Raw genomic sequence first — 20,235 nt, forward strand, 5'->3', positions numbered from 1 at the left:
CGTTCCTCGCTGCAACATCACGTGCCCCTTTATTGCCCCATCAGGCGCCTTGTGCTCCATTGCGCGCGTCCGGCGCCCGCCGGGTTTGAGCCGGAGCATTCATGGATTCGATCGTGCAACCCGCCGCCACGGAGCAGCCGTCCTCGTCGCGCAACCGGCTGCTGCTGACGGTCTACACGGCCGCGATCTTCGTCAGCGCGCTCCTGCTGTTCTCGGTGCAGCCGCTGTTCACGAAGATGGTGCTGCCGCGGCTCGGTGGCTCGCCGGCGGTGTGGTCGGTGGCCATGGTGTTCTTCCAGTCGCTGCTGCTCGCGGGCTACGCCTATGCGCATCTCTTGATGCAGGCGAGGAGCCGCATCGTTCCGGTGGCGGTGCATCTGGTGCTGCTGGTCGCGGCCTTCGCGACGCTGCCGCTCGGCATCGCCTCCGCCTATGGCGAGCCTCCCGCCTCGGGCTATGCGGTCTGGCTGCTCGGCCTGTTCGTGGTCTCGATCGGATTGCCGTTCTTCGCGCTCGCGGCCAACAATCCGATGTTGCAAGCCTGGTTCGTCCGCACCGGCCATCCCGCCGCGCACGATCCGTATTTCCTCTATGCCTCCTCCAACATCGGCAGCTTCCTCGCGCTGTTGTCCTATCCGTTCCTGCTGGAGCCGATGTTCGCGCTGCACACGCAGAACCGGTTCTGGACCGCCGGATACGGCCTCCTGATCCTGCTGATCGCTGCCTGCGGCATGTTGCTGTTGCGCTCGCCGAAGCTCGCCGAGGTCGACGCGCGAACCGAGGAGGTGAACGCGCCGGCGCCTGGCGTGCTGACGCGGCTGCGCTGGATCTTCCTGGCCGCGGTGCCATCCGGCCTGCTCATCGCGGTGACCGCGCACATCTCCACCGACGTCGCGGCCGCGCCGCTTCTGTGGGTGCTGCCGCTGTCGCTGTATCTGCTCACCTGGGTGGTCGTATTCCAGTCGCGTCCGCTACTGCCGCACAAATGGATGCTGATGCTCCAGCCGGTCGCGATCGCGGGCGTGGTCGTGCTGCTGGCCTATGGCGGCGAGCAGAACCTGCTGCTCACGCTCGGCGGCCACCAATTGTGCTTCTTCGTCATCGCCATGGCCTGCCACGGCGAACTCGCGCGGACCCGGCCGGCCGCCAAATATCTCACCGGCTTCTATGTCGCGCTGTCGTTCGGGGGCATGGTCGGCGGTCTCTTTGCCGGCCTGGTTGCGCCGTTCACCTTCTCGTGGATCGCCGAATATCCGATCCTGATCGCGCTCGCTGCGCTGTGCCGGCCGCCCGCGACCGAGCGTCTCGCCGGCATCGTCAAATGGTACTGGCTGGCCCTCGCCGCCCTCGCGGTGGCCATCGTGGCGCCATCCACCACGACCGGCGATCTCTCGACCTGGTTCGAGGACCACCGCGTCTGGGTCGCCGGCACCGTCGGCGTGCTCGCCGCGCTGCTTGCGCTGGCGCTCAATGCCGATCGCTGGAAGATTTTCGCGACCGTCGCTCTCGCATTGGCGTTGATCCGGATCTATCCGGCGGACGAGGGACGCGTCACCACCGTGCGCAGCTTCTTCGGCGTACACAAGATCGTGGAAACCCCCGGCGGCTATTTCCACGTGCTGATGCACGGCACCACCATCCATGGTGCCGAACGCTTCCGCAACAATGAGGGCGCTCAGATCACCGGCCGGCCCGAGCCGATCACCTACTATCACAAGGACGGCGGCATCGGTCAGGCCGTCACCGCAATCCGCGAGCGCAAGGGCGCGCCGATCAAGGTCGCCGCGATCGGTGTCGGTTCGGGCACGCTCGCCTGCGCCGCCGCGCCTGGCGAGGACTGGAAATTCTTCGAGATCGACCAGTCGATGGTGGATGCCGCGCGTGATCCCAAGAATTTCCGCTACATCTCGAGCTGCATGCCGGAGATGAAGCCGGTGATCGGCGATGCACGGCTGACCTTCGCCAGGGAGCCCGACGGCGCCTACGACCTCATCATCGTCGATGCCTATTCGTCCGATGCGATTCCGATCCATCTTGCGACGAAGGAGGCGATGAAGATCTACAAGGACAAGCTCGCTCCGCACGGCGCCGTGGTGATGCACGTCTCCAACCGCCATCTCGATCTCGAGACCGTCGTCGTCGGCATTGCGGACGCCAACGATCTCAAGAGCTGGGTCTTCAACGAGGATTCCGGGCGCGATGCCGATTACATCTTCTCGACCGACGTCGTCATCTCCGCGCGGGAGGAGACCGACATCGGCAGGCTCGCCTCCAACAAGTCATGGGAGCAGACCGAGGCCGACGACAGGGTGCGGGTCTGGAGCGACGACTATTCCAACATCCTGGGCGCGCTGTACCGGCGTTATCGGGACGGGGAGTAGGAAGCTCGAACGCATCTCGTGCCCCGGACGCTGCGCAGCACGAAGTGATGCGCTGCAGAGCCGGGGCCCATGGGCCCATGGCGCGTCAGTCTGGTCCCGGCTCTGCGGAGCAGCGTTGCCGGACGATGCTACGCATCGCCTAGGCTGCGCCGCGTCCGGGACAATAGACCATCTTACGGTGCCACCGGCGTCCCCGCCGGCAACGCAATTCCCCTCTCGCCAGCGACCTGCCGCAGCAGATCCGGCCGGTCCGAGATGATGCCGTCGACGCCGAGCTCGATCATGCGCGCCATGTCATCGGGCTTGTTGACCGTCCACACCACGACGCGCAGTCCGAGCCCGTGTGCCTCTGAAATCAGTGCCGCCGTCACATCGCCGAAATGAGGCGACCACACTGTGCCGCCCGCGGCCTTGATCGTCCGCGGCAGCGAGCCGCCGTGATCGGCCGGATTGAATCCCGCCGTCCAAGGCGTGGCCTTGTCGAGCGCCACTGTGCTTGTGCCGCGCTGGAGCGTCAGGTAGGCCGTCGACATCTTCGGCGCCTGCTGCTGCACGAGCTGCAACGTTCTCCAATCGAACGACTGGATCATGACGCGGTCGGAAAATTTTTCGGCCTCGATCACGCTGAGCAGCCTGGTGACGAACGCCTGCGGCTCAAGAGATTCATCCGGGCGGTTCGGATCGATCTTGGTCTCGATGTTGAAGCGCACGCGCGTGTTGCCGGACTTGCGCACCAGTGCGAACAGCTCGCGCAGGGTGGGAATGCGTGTCCCCGGCACGGCGTGCTGGTCCGAAAACTGTTTCGCATAGGCGCTATCGGGACGGATCTGGCCGACATCATAGGTCCTGACTTCGTCGAGCCGCAGCTTCACGAGGGGGGCACCGGGTGGGCGCACATAGATGCCGCCCGCATCGCGGGCAAGATCGGGATTGAGCCCGCGGTCATGCGAAACGACGACCTCGCCGTCCGCGGTCACGCCGACGTCGAGCTCCAGCGTGTCCACGCCCATCGACAGCGCGTTGGCGAAGGCCGGCAGGGTGTTTTCCGGCAGCAGCGCGCGTCCGCCGCGATGCGCTTCGAGGTCGAAACCCAAATCCGATCCCATGGCTTGCCCCGCCATCAGGACCGACAGCACAGTCACAACGGTCGCGGCACGTGATGGCATGGTGCCTCGAAGGGATATCTATCGTTCTGGTTCGGAGAGGACGGTCGATGGCGACCGCCACCCAGGTCAATTCTGATAGTAATAGCCGCGTGGCTGATAAACCTGCCGGGGCTGCGGCTGATAATAATAGCCCTGCTGGCCATAGCCCTGGTCGTAATAGGGACGCGGCTGCTGCTGATAGACCTGCGCGTCATAGAGCGGACGGGTGGCCGAGCGCGGCGCCGGATAGCGCGCACCGGTGTCGCTACCGTCGGCCGGATAGATGTAGTTGTCGTCCTGCGGCATGTAGCGGCGCGCGGGCTGCGCAGGCGGCGCCAGGTTCACGGGATCGCCCGTGGTGGCGTATTGCTCTTCGGCAGGCGGCTGCTGGGCACGGGCCACAGCATTGGCATTGCGGCCACGCGGATTACGCGCCATCGCTACCTGGGCCGAGCCGGTCAGCGTCACCGTGGTGTTGAGCACGCCCTGCTGCTGTACCAGCGCATAGAGCGTCGAGGCGTTCTGGCGGGACAGCCGCACGCAGCCATGCGAGGCCGGCGAGCCGAGCCGGCCGACCGAGTCCGTGCCGTGGATGGCGTGCCCGACCTTGGTGAAGAAGATCGCGTGCGGCATCGGCGCGTCGTCGAATTCCTTGGAGTAATGATCCTCCTCCATGCGGAAGGCACGGAACGCGCCGTTCGGCGTTTCGCGCGAAGGCAGGCCGGTCGAGACCGGCCAGTGATAGCGCGCGACGCCGTCGACCGCGACGGTCATCTGCTGATTGTCCTTGTCGACGGTGATCTCGACCTTGGCTTGCGCGGCGCCCGCGCTCAAAAGCATCAGGGATGTGAAAGCAATCAAAAACGAACGCATCGGACTTCTGGCCTCCGGCCTGTTCATGCTAGCGCCGCGGCTCTCCGTCCCCCGGCGTGCACTATGCCTGCAATCCGGCTTTCGTTCCAGCGGCCTGGCCGCCCATCGTTAACGCGACGCCTGACGTAAGCAAGGCCGCTGGTGCCACGCAGGGTGCGGCGGCGCTGACATTTTCGCGAGCCGGACGTGCGTTCACAACGCCGACAATTCGTCACAAAGGCGCAACCATTCCGCCGCGCCGCGCGTTGATCGTGGACACCTCGACAGGCGGCGTCCGCCGCCGACTCTTTACAGCTTCTGGGACCGAAGATGAACAAAGCCCGTGTCGCCGCCATGCCGGCCGGTTTGCCCGTCCGTTTGCTGTTCGCAGCCGCCGCCATCCTGCTCGCGCTATTGTCGCTGCCGCAAGCCGGCCACGCCCAGGGCATCGTGCGCGGCGCCCAGGAAGGCTCCTATGAGGGCAACCGGATCGCAGGTCCCGTGGGCGGCGCAGTTGGCGGTGTCGTCGGGGCCGGTGTCGGCGGCGCGGTTGGCGCTGTCGAGGGCGTGCTCGGAATTCCCCACCGTCATTACCGCCACCGCTGCCGCGGCTATTACGACGGGGATCACCATTTCCACTGCTATCGCTGATCGTCATTCCGAGGCGCTCAAAGGGTGAGCCCGGAATTCATCAGCGGCAAAATCAGTGGATGGATGGATTCCGGGCTCATGCTTCGCACGCCCCGGAATGACGGCTAATTCTTCAGCCGGTAGCCGGTGCGGAAAATCCACCAGATCACGACGAGGCAGACCACCAGGAACGCCACGGTCATGCCGACGCTGACGGCGATGCTGACGTCGGCGATCTCGTAGAAGCTCCAGCGGAAACCGGAGATCAGATAGACGACCGGGTTGAGCAGCGCGACCGTGCGCCAGGCGGGCGGCAGCATGTCGATCGAGTAGAAGCTGCCGCCGAGAAAGGTCAGCGGCGTCACCACCAGCATCGGGATCATCTGCAGCTTCTCGAAGCCGTCGGCCCAGATGCCGATGATGAAACCGAACAGGCTGAAGGTCACCGCCGTCAGCACCAGGAAGGCCAGCATCCAGATCGGATGCTGGATGTGCAGCGGCACGAACAGGCCGGCCGTCGCCAGGATGATGAGGCCCAGAATGATCGACTTGGTCGCGGCGGCCCCGACATAGCCGATCACGATCTCGAAATAGGAGATCGGCGCCGACAGGATCTCGTAGATCGTGCCGGTGAATTTCGGGAAGTAGATGCCGAACGAGGCGTTCGCGATGCTCTGCGTCAGCACCGAGAGCATGATCAGGCCCGGCACGATGAAGGTGCCGTAGCTGACGCCCTCGACCTGGCTGATGCGCGAGCCGATCGCGGCGCCGAACACTACGAAATAGAGCGAGGTCGAGACCACCGGCGAGACGATGCTTTGCAGCAGCGTGCGCCAGGTGCGTGCCATTTCGAACAGATAGATGGCGCGGATGGCGCGGTGATTCATGACGTCCTCACGAGGTCGACGAAGATGTCCTCGAGCGACGATTGCGTCGTGTCGAGATCGTTGAAGCGGATGCCGGCGGTACGGAGATCGCCGAGCAGGCTGGTGATCCCGGTGCGCTCGCCCTGGGTATCGTAATCGTAGACCAGCGTGGCGCCGTTGTCGCACAGCTCGAGCTCGTACTGCGCGAGGCTTTCCGGCAGCGCGGTGATCTTGGTCTGCAGATGCAGCGTCAGCCGCTTCTTGCCGAGCTTCTGCATCAGCGTCGTCTTGTCCTCGATCAGGACGATCTCGCCCTTGTTGATGACGCCGATGCGATCGGCCATCTCCTCGGCTTCCTCGATGTAATGCGTGGTGAGGATGATGGTGACGCCGGACTGCTGCAGTGTGCGCACCACCTCCCACATGCCCTTGCGGAGCTCGACGTCGACGCCGGCGGTCGGCTCGTCCAGGAACAGGATCTGCGGCTCGTGCGACAGCGCCTTGGCGATCATTACGCGGCGCTTCATGCCGCCGGAGAGGGTGATGATCTTGTTGTCCTTCTTGTCCCAGAGCGAGAGGTCCTTCAGCACCTTCTCGATATGGCCAGGGTTCTTCGGCTTGCCGAACAGGCCGCGGGAGAAGCTCACGGTCGCCCACACGCTTTCGAACGCGTCGGTGTGCAATTCCTGTGGCACGAGGCCGATCAAGGAGCGCGCCTTGCGGTAGGAGGTCTGGATGTCCTCGCCGCCGACGAGGACGCGGCCCTCGCTCGGGTTGGCGATGCCGCAGATAATCGAGATCAGCGTGGTCTTGCCCGCGCCGTTCGGCCCGAGCAGCGCAAAAATCTCGCCGCGCTTGATATCGAGATTGACGTTCTTGAGCGCCTTGAAGCCGGACCCATAGGTCTTCGACAAATTGGCGACGGAAATGATGGAGGACATGATGGCCGCAAGACTTAAGGGGGCAAAAGCTGGGGAGGGAGGCTGGAACCTGCCGGGACGGGCGGGTCAGCGGTGCCCTGAGATAGGAACGGTCTTACGCGGTCGCAATTGCCGGGAGAAAAATGGTCTCGAAACAGCCCCGTCGGCGGCAGGTTCCAGGTAAGTGTTGCGCGATGGTCACGGCTTGCTGCTAAGATTGTCGCTCACGCGGCTCTTTGTTGCGTGTGCGAGCACGCCGTGGCTACGATTCCGACCAATCGCGATGCGTATTGTCCCCAGGGAAAAAGATCGATGAGACCGAACGGCCGTCACACCGCCGGCGCCAGCCAGTCGTCCGCCCTCCGTATGTGGGCGATGGGCCTGCTCCTGCTGTCAGCTGTTGCCATCAGCCCGACCAGCGTCAAGGCCGCGCCGAGCCAGGCCGCGGCGGCGACCACGCATGTCTATCTGCTCCGCGGCGTGCTCAACATCTTCTCGCTCGGGCTCGACACGATCGGCGCCCGGCTCCAGGCGCAGGGCATCCCGGTGACCGTCGCCAACTTCGTCTCCTGGTCCTCGCTCGCCGATGAGGCGGCGTCCGCCTACAAGGCCGGCCGCCTCAAGACCATCATCCTGGTCGGCCATTCCTCCGGCGCGACGGCGCTGCCGGACATGATCGCCAAGCTCAACCAGCTCGGCGTTCCCGTGAAGCTCGCGATCGGACTCGATTCCGTGTTCAAGACCAAGCTCTCGACCGGCGCGGAGCGCTACATCAACATCTATATCGGCGACGGTCCCGGCGAGCCGGTGCGGCGCGCCGAGGGTTTCCGCGGCAAGCTCGACAATGTCGACGTGCGCGGCACGGGCGTCGGTCACGTCTCGATCGACAAGAACGAGGCGATCCAGCGCCGCGTCATCGCCGAGATCGACGCCGCGATCATGCGCTCGCGTGCTCCGGTTGCCCCGATTGCCGAACCCCGCGCGCCGCGGTCCTCCCACTCGGCGGCGGCGGCTCCGTCAAGAAACTAAGGTGATTGCGCGACGAACATTCGCGCGCCACTCTTTGGCAAAGCCGGCTCGCGAGGCTCAGGCGGTGGTCCTTCTTGCTCCGCGTTATCTCAAGAACGCGCGGATGCTGTCCGCGATCTCCGTCGCATGCGTCTCCAACGCAAAATGTCCGGTGTCGAAGAACTGCACCACGGCATTGGGATTATCACGCTTGAACGCCTCGGCGCCGGGCGGGATGAAGAACGGATCGTTCTTGCCCCAGGCCGCGAGGAACGGCGGCTTGTGGGTGCGGAAATAGTCCTGGAATGACGGATAGAGCGCAACGTTGCTCTTGTAGTCGCCGAACAGATCGAGCTGCACGTCGTCCGAGCCGGGACGCGCCAGATAGAAATTGTCGAGATTCTGGCCGTCGGGCGACACCAGTGTCGGATCGGGGACGCCGTGCGTGTACTGCCAGCGCGTGGCCTCCGGTGTGAGGAAAGCGCGCAGCGCCTCACGGTTGGCCGGTGAAGGGTCTTGCCAGTAGGCCTTGATCGGAGTCCAGCCATCGCTGAGACCATCCTCATAAGCGTTGCCGTTCTGCGAGATGATGGCCGTGATCCGCTCGGGATGGCGTAGCGCGAGCCGGAAGCCGGTCGGCGCGCCATAGTCGAAGACGTAGATGGCAAAGCGATTGAAGCCGATTACCTCGGTGAAGCGGTCGATCACCTTCGCGACATTGTCGAAGGTGTAGCGGAAGCTGTCACGCGAGGGCATGTCGGACTGGCCGAAGCCGGGAAGGTCCGGTGCCACGATGTGAAACCGGTCTGCAAGCAGCGGGATGAGGTCGCGGAACATATGGCCCGCGCTCGGAAAGCCGTGGAGCAGCAGGAGCTTCGGCCCTGCCTTTGGGCCGGCCTCGCGATAAAATACCTTGAAGCCGTCGACATCAGCGGTGCGGTAGGTCGTCGTGGTCATGCCGATCTCCATGATATTGGTAACCTGTTAAATAGCAATATTCAGGTTATGACCTTGCACCGTAACTTGTCAATGCGATTTTAGAGGTTACTTATTGGGACTTCGGACGATGCGAAGGAACTTTTGATGGACCGCCCGCCCGCCATGTTCATCGCCGACTCGCTCGGGCTTGATTTCCTCAACTCGGTGGCGACGCCGGTCGATACACCGGTCGATTGGCTCGAGGATGGTGAGGGTTTGATCGACTGGCTGGCACAGGCGAAGCTGGTGCCGGCGGAGGAGTTGGAGGCGTTGAGGGCGCATGCAAAGCCGAGCGAACTCGACAAGGTCGCCGGTCAGGCCCGCGACTTGCGCGATTGGTTTCGGGGCTTTGTTCTGAAGCATGCCGGCCAGCCTCTCACTGCGAAGGCGTTGCGTGAGCTTGGCCGGTTGAACAGCGTTCTGGAGCGCGACGACTCGTTTCGGCAGATCGTGCCGCGCCGCGGTGAGCAGGGAGACGGCCTTGCGTTGCAAAGGATGCGGCGCTGGAGGTCACCCGAAGCGCTGTTACTGCCTATCGGGGAAGCCCTGGCGAAATTCGTCTGCGAGGAGGATTTCTCCGACGTGAAGGCGTGCGGGGGCCATAACTGCACGATGCTGTTTGCGGACCACACCCGCAGGCGTGCGCGGCGATGGTGCACGATGGCCATCTGCGGCAACCGCGCCAAGCAGGCCGCTCATCGCAGCCGGCTCAAGAGCCGGCAGTAACCGACCGCCACCAGGTGCGATGCCGTCAGGCCGCCGTCACCCGGACCGGCATGCTCTCGAGCCCGCGCAGGGAATTGTTGAGCCTGCGCTTCGGCTCCGCCGTGAGCTCGATGGTCTTCACGCGCCTTGCGAGCTCGCCGAAGATCAACTCGCCTTCGAGGCGCGCGATCATCTGACCGACGCAGGCGTGGATGCCTGCGCCGAAGCCGACATGCCCGGTCGCAGCGCGCTCCACATCGAAACAGTCGGGCTTGTCCCAGCGCGCCGGATCGCGGTTGGCGGCGGCCATGAACAGCAGCACCTTGCGATGCGCCGGGATCATGCCGCCGCCGATCTCGACGTCGCGCGAGGTGGTGCGAAAGAACGTCTGCACCGGTGAATCGTAGCGCAGGCTTTCCTCGAAGGCGTTGCGCGCCAGCTCCGGCCTGTGATGCAGCTTGCGATATTCGTGGGGATGCATGGCGAGCGCGAGCAGGGTGTTGCCGATGCCGTTGACGGTGGTGTCGACCCCTGCGGTGAGGAACGGCCGCACCAGATGCGTCGCCTCATGCTCGGTGATCTCGCCCTCGTCGGCGGCCTGATAGATCATCATGCCGAGGCTGTCGGGTCGCAGCGCATCCCGCCCACAACATTCCATGATCCAGCTCTGCGCGGCGAGACCTTCCTGCCGTGACGCCGTGAGTATCTCGTTCTCCGGCCCGAAGCTGTTGAACACGAACGTGCTCCAGGCCAGCAGCTTCTCGCGGCCATCGGGCCGGATACCGATGGCATCCGGAAACACCTTCATGGGATAGGCTTCGGCGAGATCGACCACAGCATCGAACGTGCCTTTGTCGATCAGCTCCGAGACCTTCTTCTCCGCCTCCTTCTGAAACGTCTCGCGCAGCTTCCTTGCGACGCCCGGCGACAGCGTGCGGCCGAGCACACGCCGGCCCTTGTCGTGGTCGGGTGGATCGATCTGGAGCGTCAGCGGCTTCGGCAGCGCCGGGTTCATGCCGTTGAGCCCGACGCCCTCGCCACTGATGAACGTCTTCCAGTCCTTCAGGGCCGGCTCGACCTCGGCATAGCCGGCCATGGCCCATACGCCGTAACGCTCCAATGCGAAGACGGGCCCGATTGCGCGCAACGCCTCATAGGCGGGATAAGGATCCATCAGGAAGTCGGGCGCGAACGGATCGACCGGACTGGACGCAATGCCGCTCATGGTCAGCTCCCAACAGCTATTGCTTCGCGAGGGGGCACTGACCGTCGCTTTCGGATCGGAAGGCGTCCTCGCCCTTGATGGTGGCGACGACCTTCAGCAAATCCCAGCTGGAGGTCGATTCCTCGGGCGCCTTGACCTGCAGGAGAAGGAGCGGATGGATCTTGCGTCCGTCCTTGCGGATATAGCCCTTGCCGAACAGCGGATCGTCGGTCGGCATCTCCTTCATCGCGGCGACCACGGCCTTGCCGTCCTTGGCGCTGCCAGCCTTGTCGACGGCCTTGAGATAGTGAATGACCGAAGCATAGACGCCGGCCTGCATGTCGTTCGGATAGGCCTTTGACGGGATGCGTTCGGCGAAGCGCTTGGCGAAAGCACGCGTGCCGTCGTTCAGATCCCAGTAGAAGGGATTCATGATCTGCGCGCCTTGCGCGAATTTCAGGCCGAGTGCGGGCAGGCCGTTCATGCCGAGGATCAATCCGACCAGCTTGCGGTCCCTGGTCAGGCCGAACTCGGCCGCCTGCTTCATCGAGGTGATGGTATCGTCGCCGGCATTGGCAAAGCCGATGACGTTCGCCCCCGACGCCTGGGCCTGCAACAGGAACGAGGCGTAATCGGCCGTTCCCAGCGGATGTCGCACGCTGCCGAGCACCTCGCCGCCCGACGCTTTCACAGCTTCCGCGGCCTGCTTCTCCAGATCATGGCCGAACGCATAGTCGGCGGTGATGAAGAACCATTTCTTGCCGCCCTGCTGCACGATCGCCTTACCGAGGCCGCGGCCGTAGGCATAGGTGTCGTAGGTCCAGTGCACGGTGTTCGGCGTGCATTTCTCGCCGGTGAGGAGCACCGTGCCGGCACCTGATCCGATGAAGGCCTTGTTCTTCTCGGCGCTCATGCCGGCCACCGCAAGCGCGATCGACGAGTTCGGGATGTCGAAGATCGCGTCGACGCCGTCGTTCTCGTACCAGCGGCGGGCAATGCCGATTCCGATGTCGGTCTTGTTCTGGTGATCGGCCGCGACGACCTCGACCGGCTTGCCGCCGGCCTTTCCGCCATAATCCTCGACCGCCATCTTGGCGGCGACGACCGAGCCGACGCCCTGATAGCTCGCGAACGGGCCCGACTGGTCGTTCAGGATGCCGATCTTCACGACATCCTGGGCGAAGGCCGGTGCGGCCGTCAGCATCGCGGCCAGCATGCATAAATTATGCAGGAATTTCCTGTTCATTGTGTCTCCTCCGATGGGCGGTCTTTGTGCCGCTCTATAATAGTTATATTTTATAGCTATTTTTGAGAGTGTCAATTCGGCCATTTTTGGCCGCCGCCGCGGATCGAGGATCATGAGCCCGAAAGCGTTAAGACCCGGAGCGAAGGCCGCTCAGCCAACTGCGACGTCGCTGGACCTGGACGCGCTCCAGCGCACGCCCGGGTTCATGCTGCGGCTCGCGCAGCTGAAGTTCTTCGAAGGTTTTTACGAGGAGTTCGCCACGCTCGGCCTGACGCCCGCGACCTATGCGATCCTCGTCGTCATTCGCGACAATCCGGGCGTCCTCCCCAGCAGCCTTGCCAGCCTGCTCCGCCTGCGCCTGCCGAACCTGATCAAGATCCTGAACGAGCTCGAATCGTCCGGCTTCATCAAGCGCAGCCGATCGAAATCCGATCGCCGCGCCGTCGAGCTGATGCTGACGCCAAAGGGTGCAAAGCTCATTGCCGACGGGGCAGGGCTGACGGAGCCCTATAACCGGAAGATGCTGGCCCCGCTCACCGAAGCCGAGCAGCGCACGCTGCTCGAATTGCTCAACCGGATGCTGCCGCTCTAGCAAAGTTTCGTCACGAGAAAATCAAAATTAGAGGGTTTCATCTATTTATGATGGGGATGGCAGGGACGCCAGGTGGCGGCTGAGGTAATCTTGATGACGAGTCGCGCCGGCGTGAGCGGGGTCCTGCACATGAAGTGGGCAGCGCTGATGTGCGTCACGTTTGCGGTCGGGGGCTGCGCGAGCGCGCCGCTCGAACGAGGCGGCTCGCTCCGAAGCTACGATAGGATGTCCGACGCCAACGGACTGGTCACGCGATCACAAATCCGCGTGAACAAGAAGGACGTGCTGGCGGCGAAGACGATCCGCGTCGCATCGACCGTCTTTCCCGCGCGCGCCGATGTTGCCCTGAACGAGAAAGAGCGGCGTCTGGTCGCAAATGCCATCAGCCGCGAGCTGTGTCTCCGCTTGAGCGAGCGCTTCCGCATCGTCGCCTCCGATGACGACGCGGACCTCACGGTGCAGGCGACGGTGACGCATGCCAAACCGACCAGCGCGACGGCTTCGGGCGCATCGAAAGCACTGTCGGTCGCCAAGACGGTCGCGCTTCCCGGCGTGCCCGTGCCGGTGCCGCGGCTTCCGGTCGGGCTCGGCAGTCTGTCGGTCGAGGCGGAGGCGCGCGATTTCGCCGGATTTCAGAAGGCGGCCATGGTCTGGGCACGCAGCGCCAATTCCATCGGCAGCTCTGCGCGCGTCGCCAACGAAGGCGATGCCTACGATCTCGCCGCCGAGTTCAGTGCTGATTTCGCCAAGCTGGTCGTGACCGGAGACTCGCCGTTCGGCGGCCTCCCGGCGCTGCCTCCGATGGAAAGCATTCCCGTGCGGCTCGGCGGTGCGCCCAAATATGTCGCCTGCGAAGCGTTCGGGCGGTTTCCAGGCCTCACTGGCCTCGCGGGGCAAGGGCTCGGCCTCCCGCCCGCATGGACCGATTCTGGTGCCCACGAGAATCCGGCCAACAGTCCGGGCCCGCCGCCGGCGCCTGAGGCGAACTCAGGGCAGATGCTCACGCAATGAGCCGGGTGAATTCCTCGCCGTGTCCGACGCCAACACGCGTCGACCGAAGGTCCGCTCTCGGCCGCCGCAGATCGCTGGCTGCCTCGACCGCGGTCCTGATGCTGCTGCTGGCGGGGTGTGCGTCGAGCACGAATGTCCCGCCTGCCTATCATCCTCCGCGTCCGCCCAGCCCCCAGGCGGTGAAGGACGGCGTCAAGAAGGGCGCGACCGAAGTCAAGCTGACCGGCGGGCTCGAGACGACCGCCATCCGTCAGGCCGACCACGGGCCGGGATCCTATTTTGCCTGCCTGCGGCAGAGCGGCCCCTCCGCAGGCAGACGGCCCACCTATTCGGTCTTCTTTGATGATGACGCCTATAAGGGAATCCAGAGCTCGGTCATTTCCGAAGCCTGCGAAGCCGAGCCATGGGTTCCGGTCAACTGATTGCGGCGATCCGGTGGCGGCCGGTATCAGTGGCTCTGCCGAGGAGCGACATGAAGTTCCGTGCCCCAAATTCCACCCAATCGGTGTTCACCAAGCCGATTGGAAAAGGCCGTTGCCTTCGTGGTGGGACTGCTGGACGATGATTGATGTGAGGCGAGCCATCGCGCTGGCAGTGGTTGCGCTGCTCGCCCTGAGCAGCGGCATGGCCGGTGCTTCCCCGCCGAAGTCCAAGACCCCCGCGGCCGTCCCCGCCGCGCCGCCGCCTCCACCGTTCGAGCCGTTGCCGCCGCCGAAGGTCTACCTGTTCCGCGGCGCCATGGGCCCGTTCTTCTCGACTGGCATGGACCGGCTCGGCGAGAAGCTGACGCAGGCCGGCTTCTCGGCCGACGTCTATGAATTCACCCTGTGCCGGTTCATCGGCAGTCGCGCCATTGCCAGCTACAAGGAGAAGGCGGCGCCGATCGTGCTGATGGGGCACTCCATGGGCGGGCTGTGCTCGATCATCATCTCGGAGATGGCGGCCAAGGAGAATATCCCGATCAGCCTCGTCATCGCCATCGATCCCGCGCATGCGACCGGCGACGTGCCGCTCAATGTCGAGCGCTTCATCAACATCTTCCTGTCCGACAGTGTGCTCGGGGGCGGCGACGTCGTCGCCGTGCCCGGCTATCGCGGCCATTATGCGAGCTACGACCTCAAGGAAAACGCGCGCGTCACCCACATCAACATCGAGAAGTCGGACGACATCCATCGCCAGATCGTGCAGATGGTGACGCAGCTGCCGCGCATTCCGCCGCAGACCCAGGCCGATGCCGTGCCGCTGCGTTATCTCGTGCCCGCCGACACGCTGGTCGAGTTGTGGGATAGCGGCGTGCGCGTGCCGGTGCGCCGCGGCGACACCATGGAGAGCATCGCCGCAGCCAACCGCGTGCCGCTGTGGACGCTCGCACAGAGCAATTCATTGCCGGAGAACGCCCAGCTCACCCCGGGCCAGACCATCATCGTCCCGCGCCATCTGACCCCGCCCGAGCCGGCCGCCGCGATGGCGACGCCGCCACCTCCTTCGGCAGGGAAGAAGTAGGCGACGTTGGTCTGATTGGACCAAGGCGGTACGTTCTCTCTCCGCTTGCGGGCGAGACTCATGCCAGTATTCCGCAATACGTTCATGGCATGCATCTTCAGCAGACCAAGTCACACAAAGAGATCGTGCAGCGGATGGTGCCCGGCCGAACCGTCTGCAGACGGAGCATCATGGTTCAGCTGCAAAACGTCGGCGGCTGCCGCGGCGCCCTCGGCGGCCGTTGCCGCGCGTTCGTGATGATTGCGCGGTTCGAGGAGATCATTCGAGAAATTGATGACGGATCTCTCGATCGCAGAATTCAGAAAGTGGAAGCAATCGTCCTGCCCGTGCGGATCGGCCGTTGAGTATCCGTGTGAGCCGGGTGTGCCGTCGACCGCAGAGTGCTGTTGAGAATGAGGCCTGCAGGGCTCCTCAGACCGCGCATGATCGGGTTCGCTGGCTCCAAGGGGATTCGGCTGAGCTTCGCCTCCATTCCCGACTTCCTTCTGCGGGACAGCATCCGGCGCATTGTCGGTGTCGGCACCGCCATGAGTTTCCGCGGCCTTGCTTTCCTTCGCCATACTCCCCGCGCCAACTCCGCCTCGATGGAGGCTGTCGCTGGTCGTGGTTTGTTCGAAGACAAATCTGAAGTTGTCCATCGATCGCCAGACGGAAGGCGGTTCGGAGAGGGTGGATTGCGCCGCCGTCTCGCCCGAATTGTCTGGCCCGGAGCCGACGTAGATGATGTTATCCCCGTTGTTGCCCTCGATCGTACCGTTGCCAGATCCGCCGAAGACGGTTTTGTTCATGTCGGTGCCGTTGAGGGTGTCGTCGCCGGCGCGCACGTAGGCGGTTTGGAGAACGGTGCTACCGCCGGCAATGCTCTCGCCTCCGGCCGGACCGTCAACAAACGGAGGATCGGATACGACGGTGGCTCCCGTTGCCAAATAGTCGGCCTCCTTGGAGTCGGCGTCGCTAGCGCCGCGGATGGCGATCGTCACATCTTGCGCGGTGCCATCGATGGTCGTCACCGTGAAGTGGTCGGTGAGGGTATCGCAAACGTCGAGTGCGTCCACGACGCGATTGTTGTTGTCGAGCGTATAGGTCCACAGTCCCGCCGCGGTCATCGTGAAAGTGCCGTAGCCGCCGGCGCTTGCGGCGGGCGCGGTGACCGCTGTGAAGGTATTGGCGGGATTGTCGACGTCGGTAGCAGCGAGCGTGCCGGCCGCTATCGGCTTGCCGTAGGAGCAGCCGCTCTCGAGCACCGAGCCCGTCTTGGTTCCCGAAATGATGGCGGCATCGTTCATGCCTTTGATTGTAATTGTCACGACCTGCTGCGTACCGTCGACGGTCGTCACGGTGAACTGATCGGTCCGCGTGTCGCAGATATTGAGTGCCTGCACGGTGCAGTTGTTGTTGTCGAGCGTATAGGTCCACGCGCCCGCCGAGGTGATCGTGAAGTAGCCATAGCCCTGCAAGCTGGCCGTTGGACAGATGACCGCCGCGAAAGGGCTGACTGGATCATCGACGTCCGTGGCGACAAGGGTTCCTGTCGCGATCGGCGTTCCGGGCGAAGCGCAGCTCGCCTCGACGACTAAACCGGCGGTGGTGCCGGAGATGACGGCGGCGTCATTGGTGCCCTGGATCGTGATTGTCACGAGCTGGGGCGTGCCGTCGATGCTGGTCACGGTCAGAGTGTCGGTCAGGGTGTCGCCGACATTCAAAGCCTGCACTTTGCTGTTGCCGTTGTCGAGCGTGTAGGTCCACACGCCGGCGGATGTCATCGTGAAATGCCCGTAGCCGCCGGTGCTTTTGGTCGGCGAACTGACCGCCGTGAAGATGTTGGGTGGGTGGTCGACGTCCGTGCTCGTGAGCGTGCCGGTTATGGTTGGCGTGCTCGCCGCCGCATTGACGCCGCCGCCCGCCTCCGTCACCGCGCCGCTGACATCGCCTGAGATGACGGCAGTGTCGTTGACGCCAATGATGGATATGTTGAAGGACTCACGCGCCGAGAGCCCGCCGCCCGAGACCGTGACGACGAAGCTCGCGGTCGTCGGCGACGTCAGGGCATTGATGGCGGCATTGTTCGGAACGAACGTGTAGGCGCCGGACGCGCTGTTGAGATAGAGGGTGCCATAAGGACCGGTCTGTGAAACATCGTATGTAAGTCCGTTCAGGACCGTGCTCCCGACCGTCCCTCCACCAAGACCATAGGTCAGCGCGGCATTGAACGGGCTGCTGGCGCCGAAGGTACCGCTTGACGCAGTGAACTCGTCGAAGGCGACCGTGTCAATTTTGATGGGTGCGGCCGGCAACCTCAGCGTCGGCTGCGGCATCACGATCAAGGGGAATTCGATCGGAAGTAGTGGTGGAAGCTGGTTCGCCGGCTCAGTCGGCGTGATGTCTGACGTGAAGTTGATGTGCTGAAGCCCAGGCGAATTGCTGAACGGTGGCGTGCTGGAGCCCATCGACTCTCGCGTGAAGTTGGCAACTACGTCCTGTTGAGCGGCCTGCAGCTCTTCCATGCGAGCCGCGCTGTTTGTCACCTGACTCACGCTGATCGACGAGCCCATCCTTTTCAGGACGATGGTCTCGCCCGGATCATCGACGATGATGTGTCGCGGTATCGACTCCTTGGTGACGAGCTCGAACACACCGTGCTGAAGGTCCTTGTATGTGATCGTATCGTCATCCACGAGGGTGGCGTCGGGGTCCGCGGCTCGTGCCTCCGCAATCATTGAAAAGGTCAACGCCGCAATAGTCAGGATGCCGAACCCTTTTGAGGGGAAGTGGCCATGAATGCTTCCGAGCGGAGTGTCGATCGTAAGGACGCCGCTGTTTGCCAGTCGGCCGGCGGCGAATGCGAAGCTGCCGCTGGTGACTGCGACGGCGGTCGAACGCGAACCGGAATCGGACGCGGACGCGACTTCGCGCAGCTCGATGCGGGCTTGGCTGAAGACGTTGAACAGGCTGTCGTCGAGAAGACGAATTCCGACCCGGGAAAAGGTGGCGGTCTCGATTACGTCATGACGGCAGACAAGGTCGCCAACTCTGACGTTAATCGCCGCGCCGCCATCGCGGGTAAGGGTCACTTCACCGAAGGCGGTCTCGACTATGCCGATGATCTCAAGCGGTGAAGTCGTGAGAACCCCGTCCGAAGGCCCAACGCCGAACGCAACTAACATAGAAATGGCCTCGCATCCCGAATTCTTCGGGCTCAGCGCGATGTCGCAGTCTTCTTGTCGGATTTGCCTGCGCCACTAAAGCAGGTTTTGGCACTGGCAATTCCAGGCCTGCACGCCGAAGACGACCGATAAAAATTCTGATCTCTATGGGTATTACCACGGCGGTGACAGGTTCACGCGAGACGCGGCGTCTCGACCGGACCGCAATTCGCTTCTCACTAAGTAGACGCTTGGGATGCATGAAATGTAGCTTATTTTGCTGGCGAGGCAAAGGGCTCGCAGTTAGGATGAGGCAAAAGCAGTCTCCCTCTGGAGAGCTGCTCCTCGGGACCGATCCACGCCGGAGAAGCTCGCGATGCACGCCTTGCGGGCTTGGCTGGGCCTCATGGAGTCCTGATCGACCGATTACGCGAACAAGATCTTCTCGGAAGGAGCGGATCATGTGCAGACATACGATCGCTGCTTTGGTAGCTGGTTTTGTTTGTGCGTCCGCGAGTGTTCTTGCTGCGCCCGCGCAGGCTCAAATAAATCCCGTGAAGCCCAGCCTTGGGGATGTTGCGCCAAGCCCGATCGGGAAGGTCGTAGCCGTTACGGGTACGGTCATGATCGAGCACGCAGGTGCGGTGCTCGTGCAGGTCGCTCTTCCCGATAAAGCTGCTCAAGCCAAGGTCGGAGATGTCGTGTATCTCCGAGACGTGGTGCGGACGGAAGCGGACAGCCGGATCAGTATCAATTTCAGCGACGGTTCGTCGTTCAATCTGTCGAGCAATGCGCGTATGACCTTGGACGAGTATGTGTATGAGCCGGCCGGCAAATCCAACGCGGCGTTTTTTGGTCTGGCTAGAGGAACGGCGACATTTGTAGCCGGTCAAGTCGCGAAGAGCGGCGATATGAAAGTTGATACGCCCCTTGCAACGCTGGGGATCCGGGGTACGACGCCGCATATTGAAATCGCGGATGACGGCTCGGTCAAGTTTTCGACTCTCATCGAAGAAGGCAAGGCCAAAATGGTCAAGAAGCGCGCAAGTGCCCCGGCGCGTCAGCAGGAACAGGAGAGTGCTCCAAGATTGAACATCTGCAGAGGATGCTGAGCCATCTTGAGGAAAGCATGTCTTTCCTCCCTTCGCGACGTGTGAGCATCGAAGCGGTGTTCTATAGGGAGATCGACACGGAGATGACCATGAGGGCGGCCATCATCGGCAGCGTCGCACTCGTTACCGCCTTGCTGTGGCTCTGCTCGTCGGCGGTCGCGCAACAACTGCAGCAAAGTTCGCGTCTCAAGACGATTGAACAGTGCAACGGCCGGGACCGCATCCCGGCCCAGGCCCGGATCGTCGGCTGCACAGCGCTGATCAATTCCGGTGATGCCAAGCCGTCGGCGCTGGCCTTGGCCTACAACAACCGCGGCAACGCTTATACCGCGACAGCGGAATACGATCGTGCCATCAGCGATTTCGGTCGCGCGATCGAAATTGCGTCAGACTACGTCAAGCCGCTGAACAATCGCGGCGTGGCCCATTTGAGGATGGGAGCATATGACGAGGCGATCAAGGATTTCGGTGGGGCAATTCGGCTCGACCCGGGTTATGGCAGCGCCTTCGCCAATCGCGCGGGCGCCCACCTGAAACTGGACCAGTATGATCGGGCCCTGCTGGACTTCAACGAGGCTATCCGCCTCGATCCAAATTCGAGGTTGGCGAGAAGTGGCCGGTGCTGGGCCCGAGCGGTCGTCGGCGACCTCCAGGCGGGTCTTGAGGACTGCGACAGCGCGATTCAGTTGGGCGCGCACGATGCCGCGACATATGATTCACGTGCGCTGATCCATCTGAAGATGGGTCAATTTGCTGCGGCCATCGACGACTACAACTCCGCCTTGCGCCTGACACCAAATCTGGCCACCGCGCTCTATGGACGGGGGCTAGCCAAGCTCGGCCAGGGCGATAAAGCGGGCAACCGTGACGTCTCGGCGGCAAAGCTCATCGAGCTCAGGATCGGCGACGCATTCGTGCGCTATGGCGTGCGGTGACGTC

The 20,235-nt window shown here is 63.4% G+C and carries 18 protein-coding genes; 10 read left to right on the top strand and 8 right to left on the bottom strand.

The window, feature by feature from the left end:
- The first annotated feature begins 101 nt into the window (after positions 1 to 101).
- The gene (locus BCCGELA001_RS10100; protein WP_060735200.1) at positions 102 to 2,381 is read left to right on the top strand and encodes a fused MFS/spermidine synthase; all 2,280 of its coding nucleotides are present in this window, start codon (positions 102 to 104) and stop codon (positions 2,379 to 2,381) included.
- 173 nt (positions 2,382 to 2,554) lie between these two features.
- Here the strand turns inward: BCCGELA001_RS10100 and BCCGELA001_RS10105 are convergent, their stop codons facing one another.
- Positions 2,555 to 3,547 (bottom strand): glycerophosphodiester phosphodiesterase, encoded by a 993-nt coding sequence (locus BCCGELA001_RS10105; protein WP_060735201.1) that lies wholly within the window; start codon positions 3,545 to 3,547, stop codon positions 2,555 to 2,557.
- Between the two features lie 66 nt (positions 3,548 to 3,613).
- The gene (locus BCCGELA001_RS10110) at positions 3,614 to 4,399 is read right to left on the bottom strand and encodes a L,D-transpeptidase (protein ID WP_060735202.1); all 786 of its coding nucleotides are present in this window, start codon (positions 4,397 to 4,399) and stop codon (positions 3,614 to 3,616) included.
- A gap of 309 nt (positions 4,400 to 4,708) precedes the next feature.
- On the opposite strand from BCCGELA001_RS10110, the gene BCCGELA001_RS10115 reads away from it, so the two are divergent.
- Complete coding sequence (locus BCCGELA001_RS10115; RefSeq protein WP_060735203.1) at positions 4,709 to 5,029, top strand: hypothetical protein; 321 nt, start codon at positions 4,709 to 4,711, stop codon at positions 5,027 to 5,029.
- A 104-nt stretch (positions 5,030 to 5,133) separates the two neighbouring features.
- On the opposite strand, the gene BCCGELA001_RS10120 is transcribed toward BCCGELA001_RS10115, so the two are convergent.
- Together BCCGELA001_RS10120 and BCCGELA001_RS10125 are read right to left on the bottom strand one after the other, a co-directional pair.
- Positions 5,134 to 5,895 carry an ABC transporter permease gene (locus BCCGELA001_RS10120; protein WP_008556523.1) on the bottom strand — a complete coding sequence of 254 codons (762 nt, stop codon included), beginning with the start codon at positions 5,893 to 5,895 and terminating at the stop codon, positions 5,134 to 5,136.
- Positions 5,892 to 6,815 (bottom strand): ABC transporter ATP-binding protein, encoded by a 924-nt coding sequence (locus tag BCCGELA001_RS10125; RefSeq protein ID WP_008556524.1) that lies wholly within the window; start codon positions 6,813 to 6,815, stop codon positions 5,892 to 5,894. Before BCCGELA001_RS10125 ends, BCCGELA001_RS10120 begins: the two co-directional genes overlap by 4 nt.
- A 291-nt stretch (positions 6,816 to 7,106) precedes the next feature.
- Between BCCGELA001_RS10125 and BCCGELA001_RS10130 the strand changes: the two genes are divergently transcribed.
- The gene (locus BCCGELA001_RS10130; RefSeq protein WP_060735204.1) at positions 7,107 to 7,823 is read left to right on the top strand and encodes a hypothetical protein; all 717 of its coding nucleotides are present in this window, start codon (positions 7,107 to 7,109) and stop codon (positions 7,821 to 7,823) included.
- Positions 7,824 to 7,907: 84 nt separating this feature from the next.
- Here BCCGELA001_RS10130 and BCCGELA001_RS10135 read toward each other — a convergent pair whose 3' ends face one another.
- The gene (locus BCCGELA001_RS10135; RefSeq protein WP_008556526.1) at positions 7,908 to 8,759 is read right to left on the bottom strand and encodes an alpha/beta fold hydrolase; all 852 of its coding nucleotides are present in this window, start codon (positions 8,757 to 8,759) and stop codon (positions 7,908 to 7,910) included.
- A gap of 126 nt (positions 8,760 to 8,885) precedes the next feature.
- Between BCCGELA001_RS10135 and BCCGELA001_RS10140 the strand changes: the two genes are divergently transcribed.
- The gene (locus BCCGELA001_RS10140) at positions 8,886 to 9,506 is read left to right on the top strand and encodes a CGNR zinc finger domain-containing protein (protein WP_008556527.1); all 621 of its coding nucleotides are present in this window, start codon (positions 8,886 to 8,888) and stop codon (positions 9,504 to 9,506) included.
- A gap of 25 nt (positions 9,507 to 9,531) precedes the next feature.
- Here BCCGELA001_RS10140 and BCCGELA001_RS10145 read toward each other — a convergent pair whose 3' ends face one another.
- Positions 9,532 to 10,710 (bottom strand): cytochrome P450, encoded by a 1,179-nt coding sequence (locus BCCGELA001_RS10145; protein ID WP_060735205.1) that lies wholly within the window; start codon positions 10,708 to 10,710, stop codon positions 9,532 to 9,534.
- A gap of 16 nt (positions 10,711 to 10,726) precedes the next feature.
- A complete protein-coding gene (locus tag BCCGELA001_RS10150) occupies positions 10,727 to 11,935 on the bottom strand; it encodes an ABC transporter substrate-binding protein (protein ID WP_060735206.1) in 1,209 nt (402 codons plus the stop codon).
- 112 nt (positions 11,936 to 12,047) lie between these two features.
- On the opposite strand from BCCGELA001_RS10150, the gene BCCGELA001_RS10155 reads away from it, so the two are divergent.
- From BCCGELA001_RS10155 to BCCGELA001_RS10170, 4 genes are all read left to right on the top strand, one after another.
- Positions 12,048 to 12,527, top strand: coding sequence for a MarR family winged helix-turn-helix transcriptional regulator (locus tag BCCGELA001_RS10155; protein WP_008556530.1), 480 nt, complete (start codon positions 12,048 to 12,050; stop codon positions 12,525 to 12,527).
- A 147-nt stretch (positions 12,528 to 12,674) separates the two neighbouring features.
- Complete coding sequence (locus tag BCCGELA001_RS10160) at positions 12,675 to 13,538, top strand: DUF3313 domain-containing protein (protein WP_063921141.1); 864 nt, start codon at positions 12,675 to 12,677, stop codon at positions 13,536 to 13,538.
- Between the two features lie 98 nt (positions 13,539 to 13,636).
- Complete coding sequence (locus tag BCCGELA001_RS10165; RefSeq protein ID WP_060735208.1) at positions 13,637 to 13,960, top strand: hypothetical protein; 324 nt, start codon at positions 13,637 to 13,639, stop codon at positions 13,958 to 13,960.
- 139 nt (positions 13,961 to 14,099) lie between these two features.
- A complete protein-coding gene (locus tag BCCGELA001_RS10170) occupies positions 14,100 to 15,041 on the top strand; it encodes a LysM peptidoglycan-binding domain-containing protein (protein WP_008556538.1) in 942 nt (313 codons plus the stop codon).
- A gap of 110 nt (positions 15,042 to 15,151) precedes the next feature.
- On the opposite strand, the gene BCCGELA001_RS10175 is transcribed toward BCCGELA001_RS10170, so the two are convergent.
- A complete protein-coding gene (locus BCCGELA001_RS10175) occupies positions 15,152 to 18,205 on the bottom strand; it encodes a VCBS domain-containing protein (RefSeq protein WP_008556540.1) in 3,054 nt (1,017 codons plus the stop codon).
- A gap of 602 nt (positions 18,206 to 18,807) precedes the next feature.
- On the opposite strand from BCCGELA001_RS10175, the gene BCCGELA001_RS10180 reads away from it, so the two are divergent.
- Positions 18,808 to 19,296: a FecR family protein gene (locus BCCGELA001_RS10180; RefSeq protein WP_008556541.1), complete on the top strand. Its 489-nt coding sequence runs from the start codon at positions 18,808 to 18,810 to the stop codon at positions 19,294 to 19,296.
- 17 nt (positions 19,297 to 19,313) lie between these two features.
- Entirely contained in the window at positions 19,314 to 20,231 is a 918-nt protein-coding gene (locus tag BCCGELA001_RS10185; protein WP_236840840.1) for a tetratricopeptide repeat protein, read from the top strand.
- Positions 20,232 to 20,235: the final 4 nt, after the last annotated feature.

Origin of the sequence: Bradyrhizobium sp. CCGE-LA001 (assembly GCF_000296215.2) — a bacterium.
In the GTDB taxonomy this organism is placed as follows: domain Bacteria; phylum Pseudomonadota; class Alphaproteobacteria; order Rhizobiales; family Xanthobacteraceae; genus Bradyrhizobium.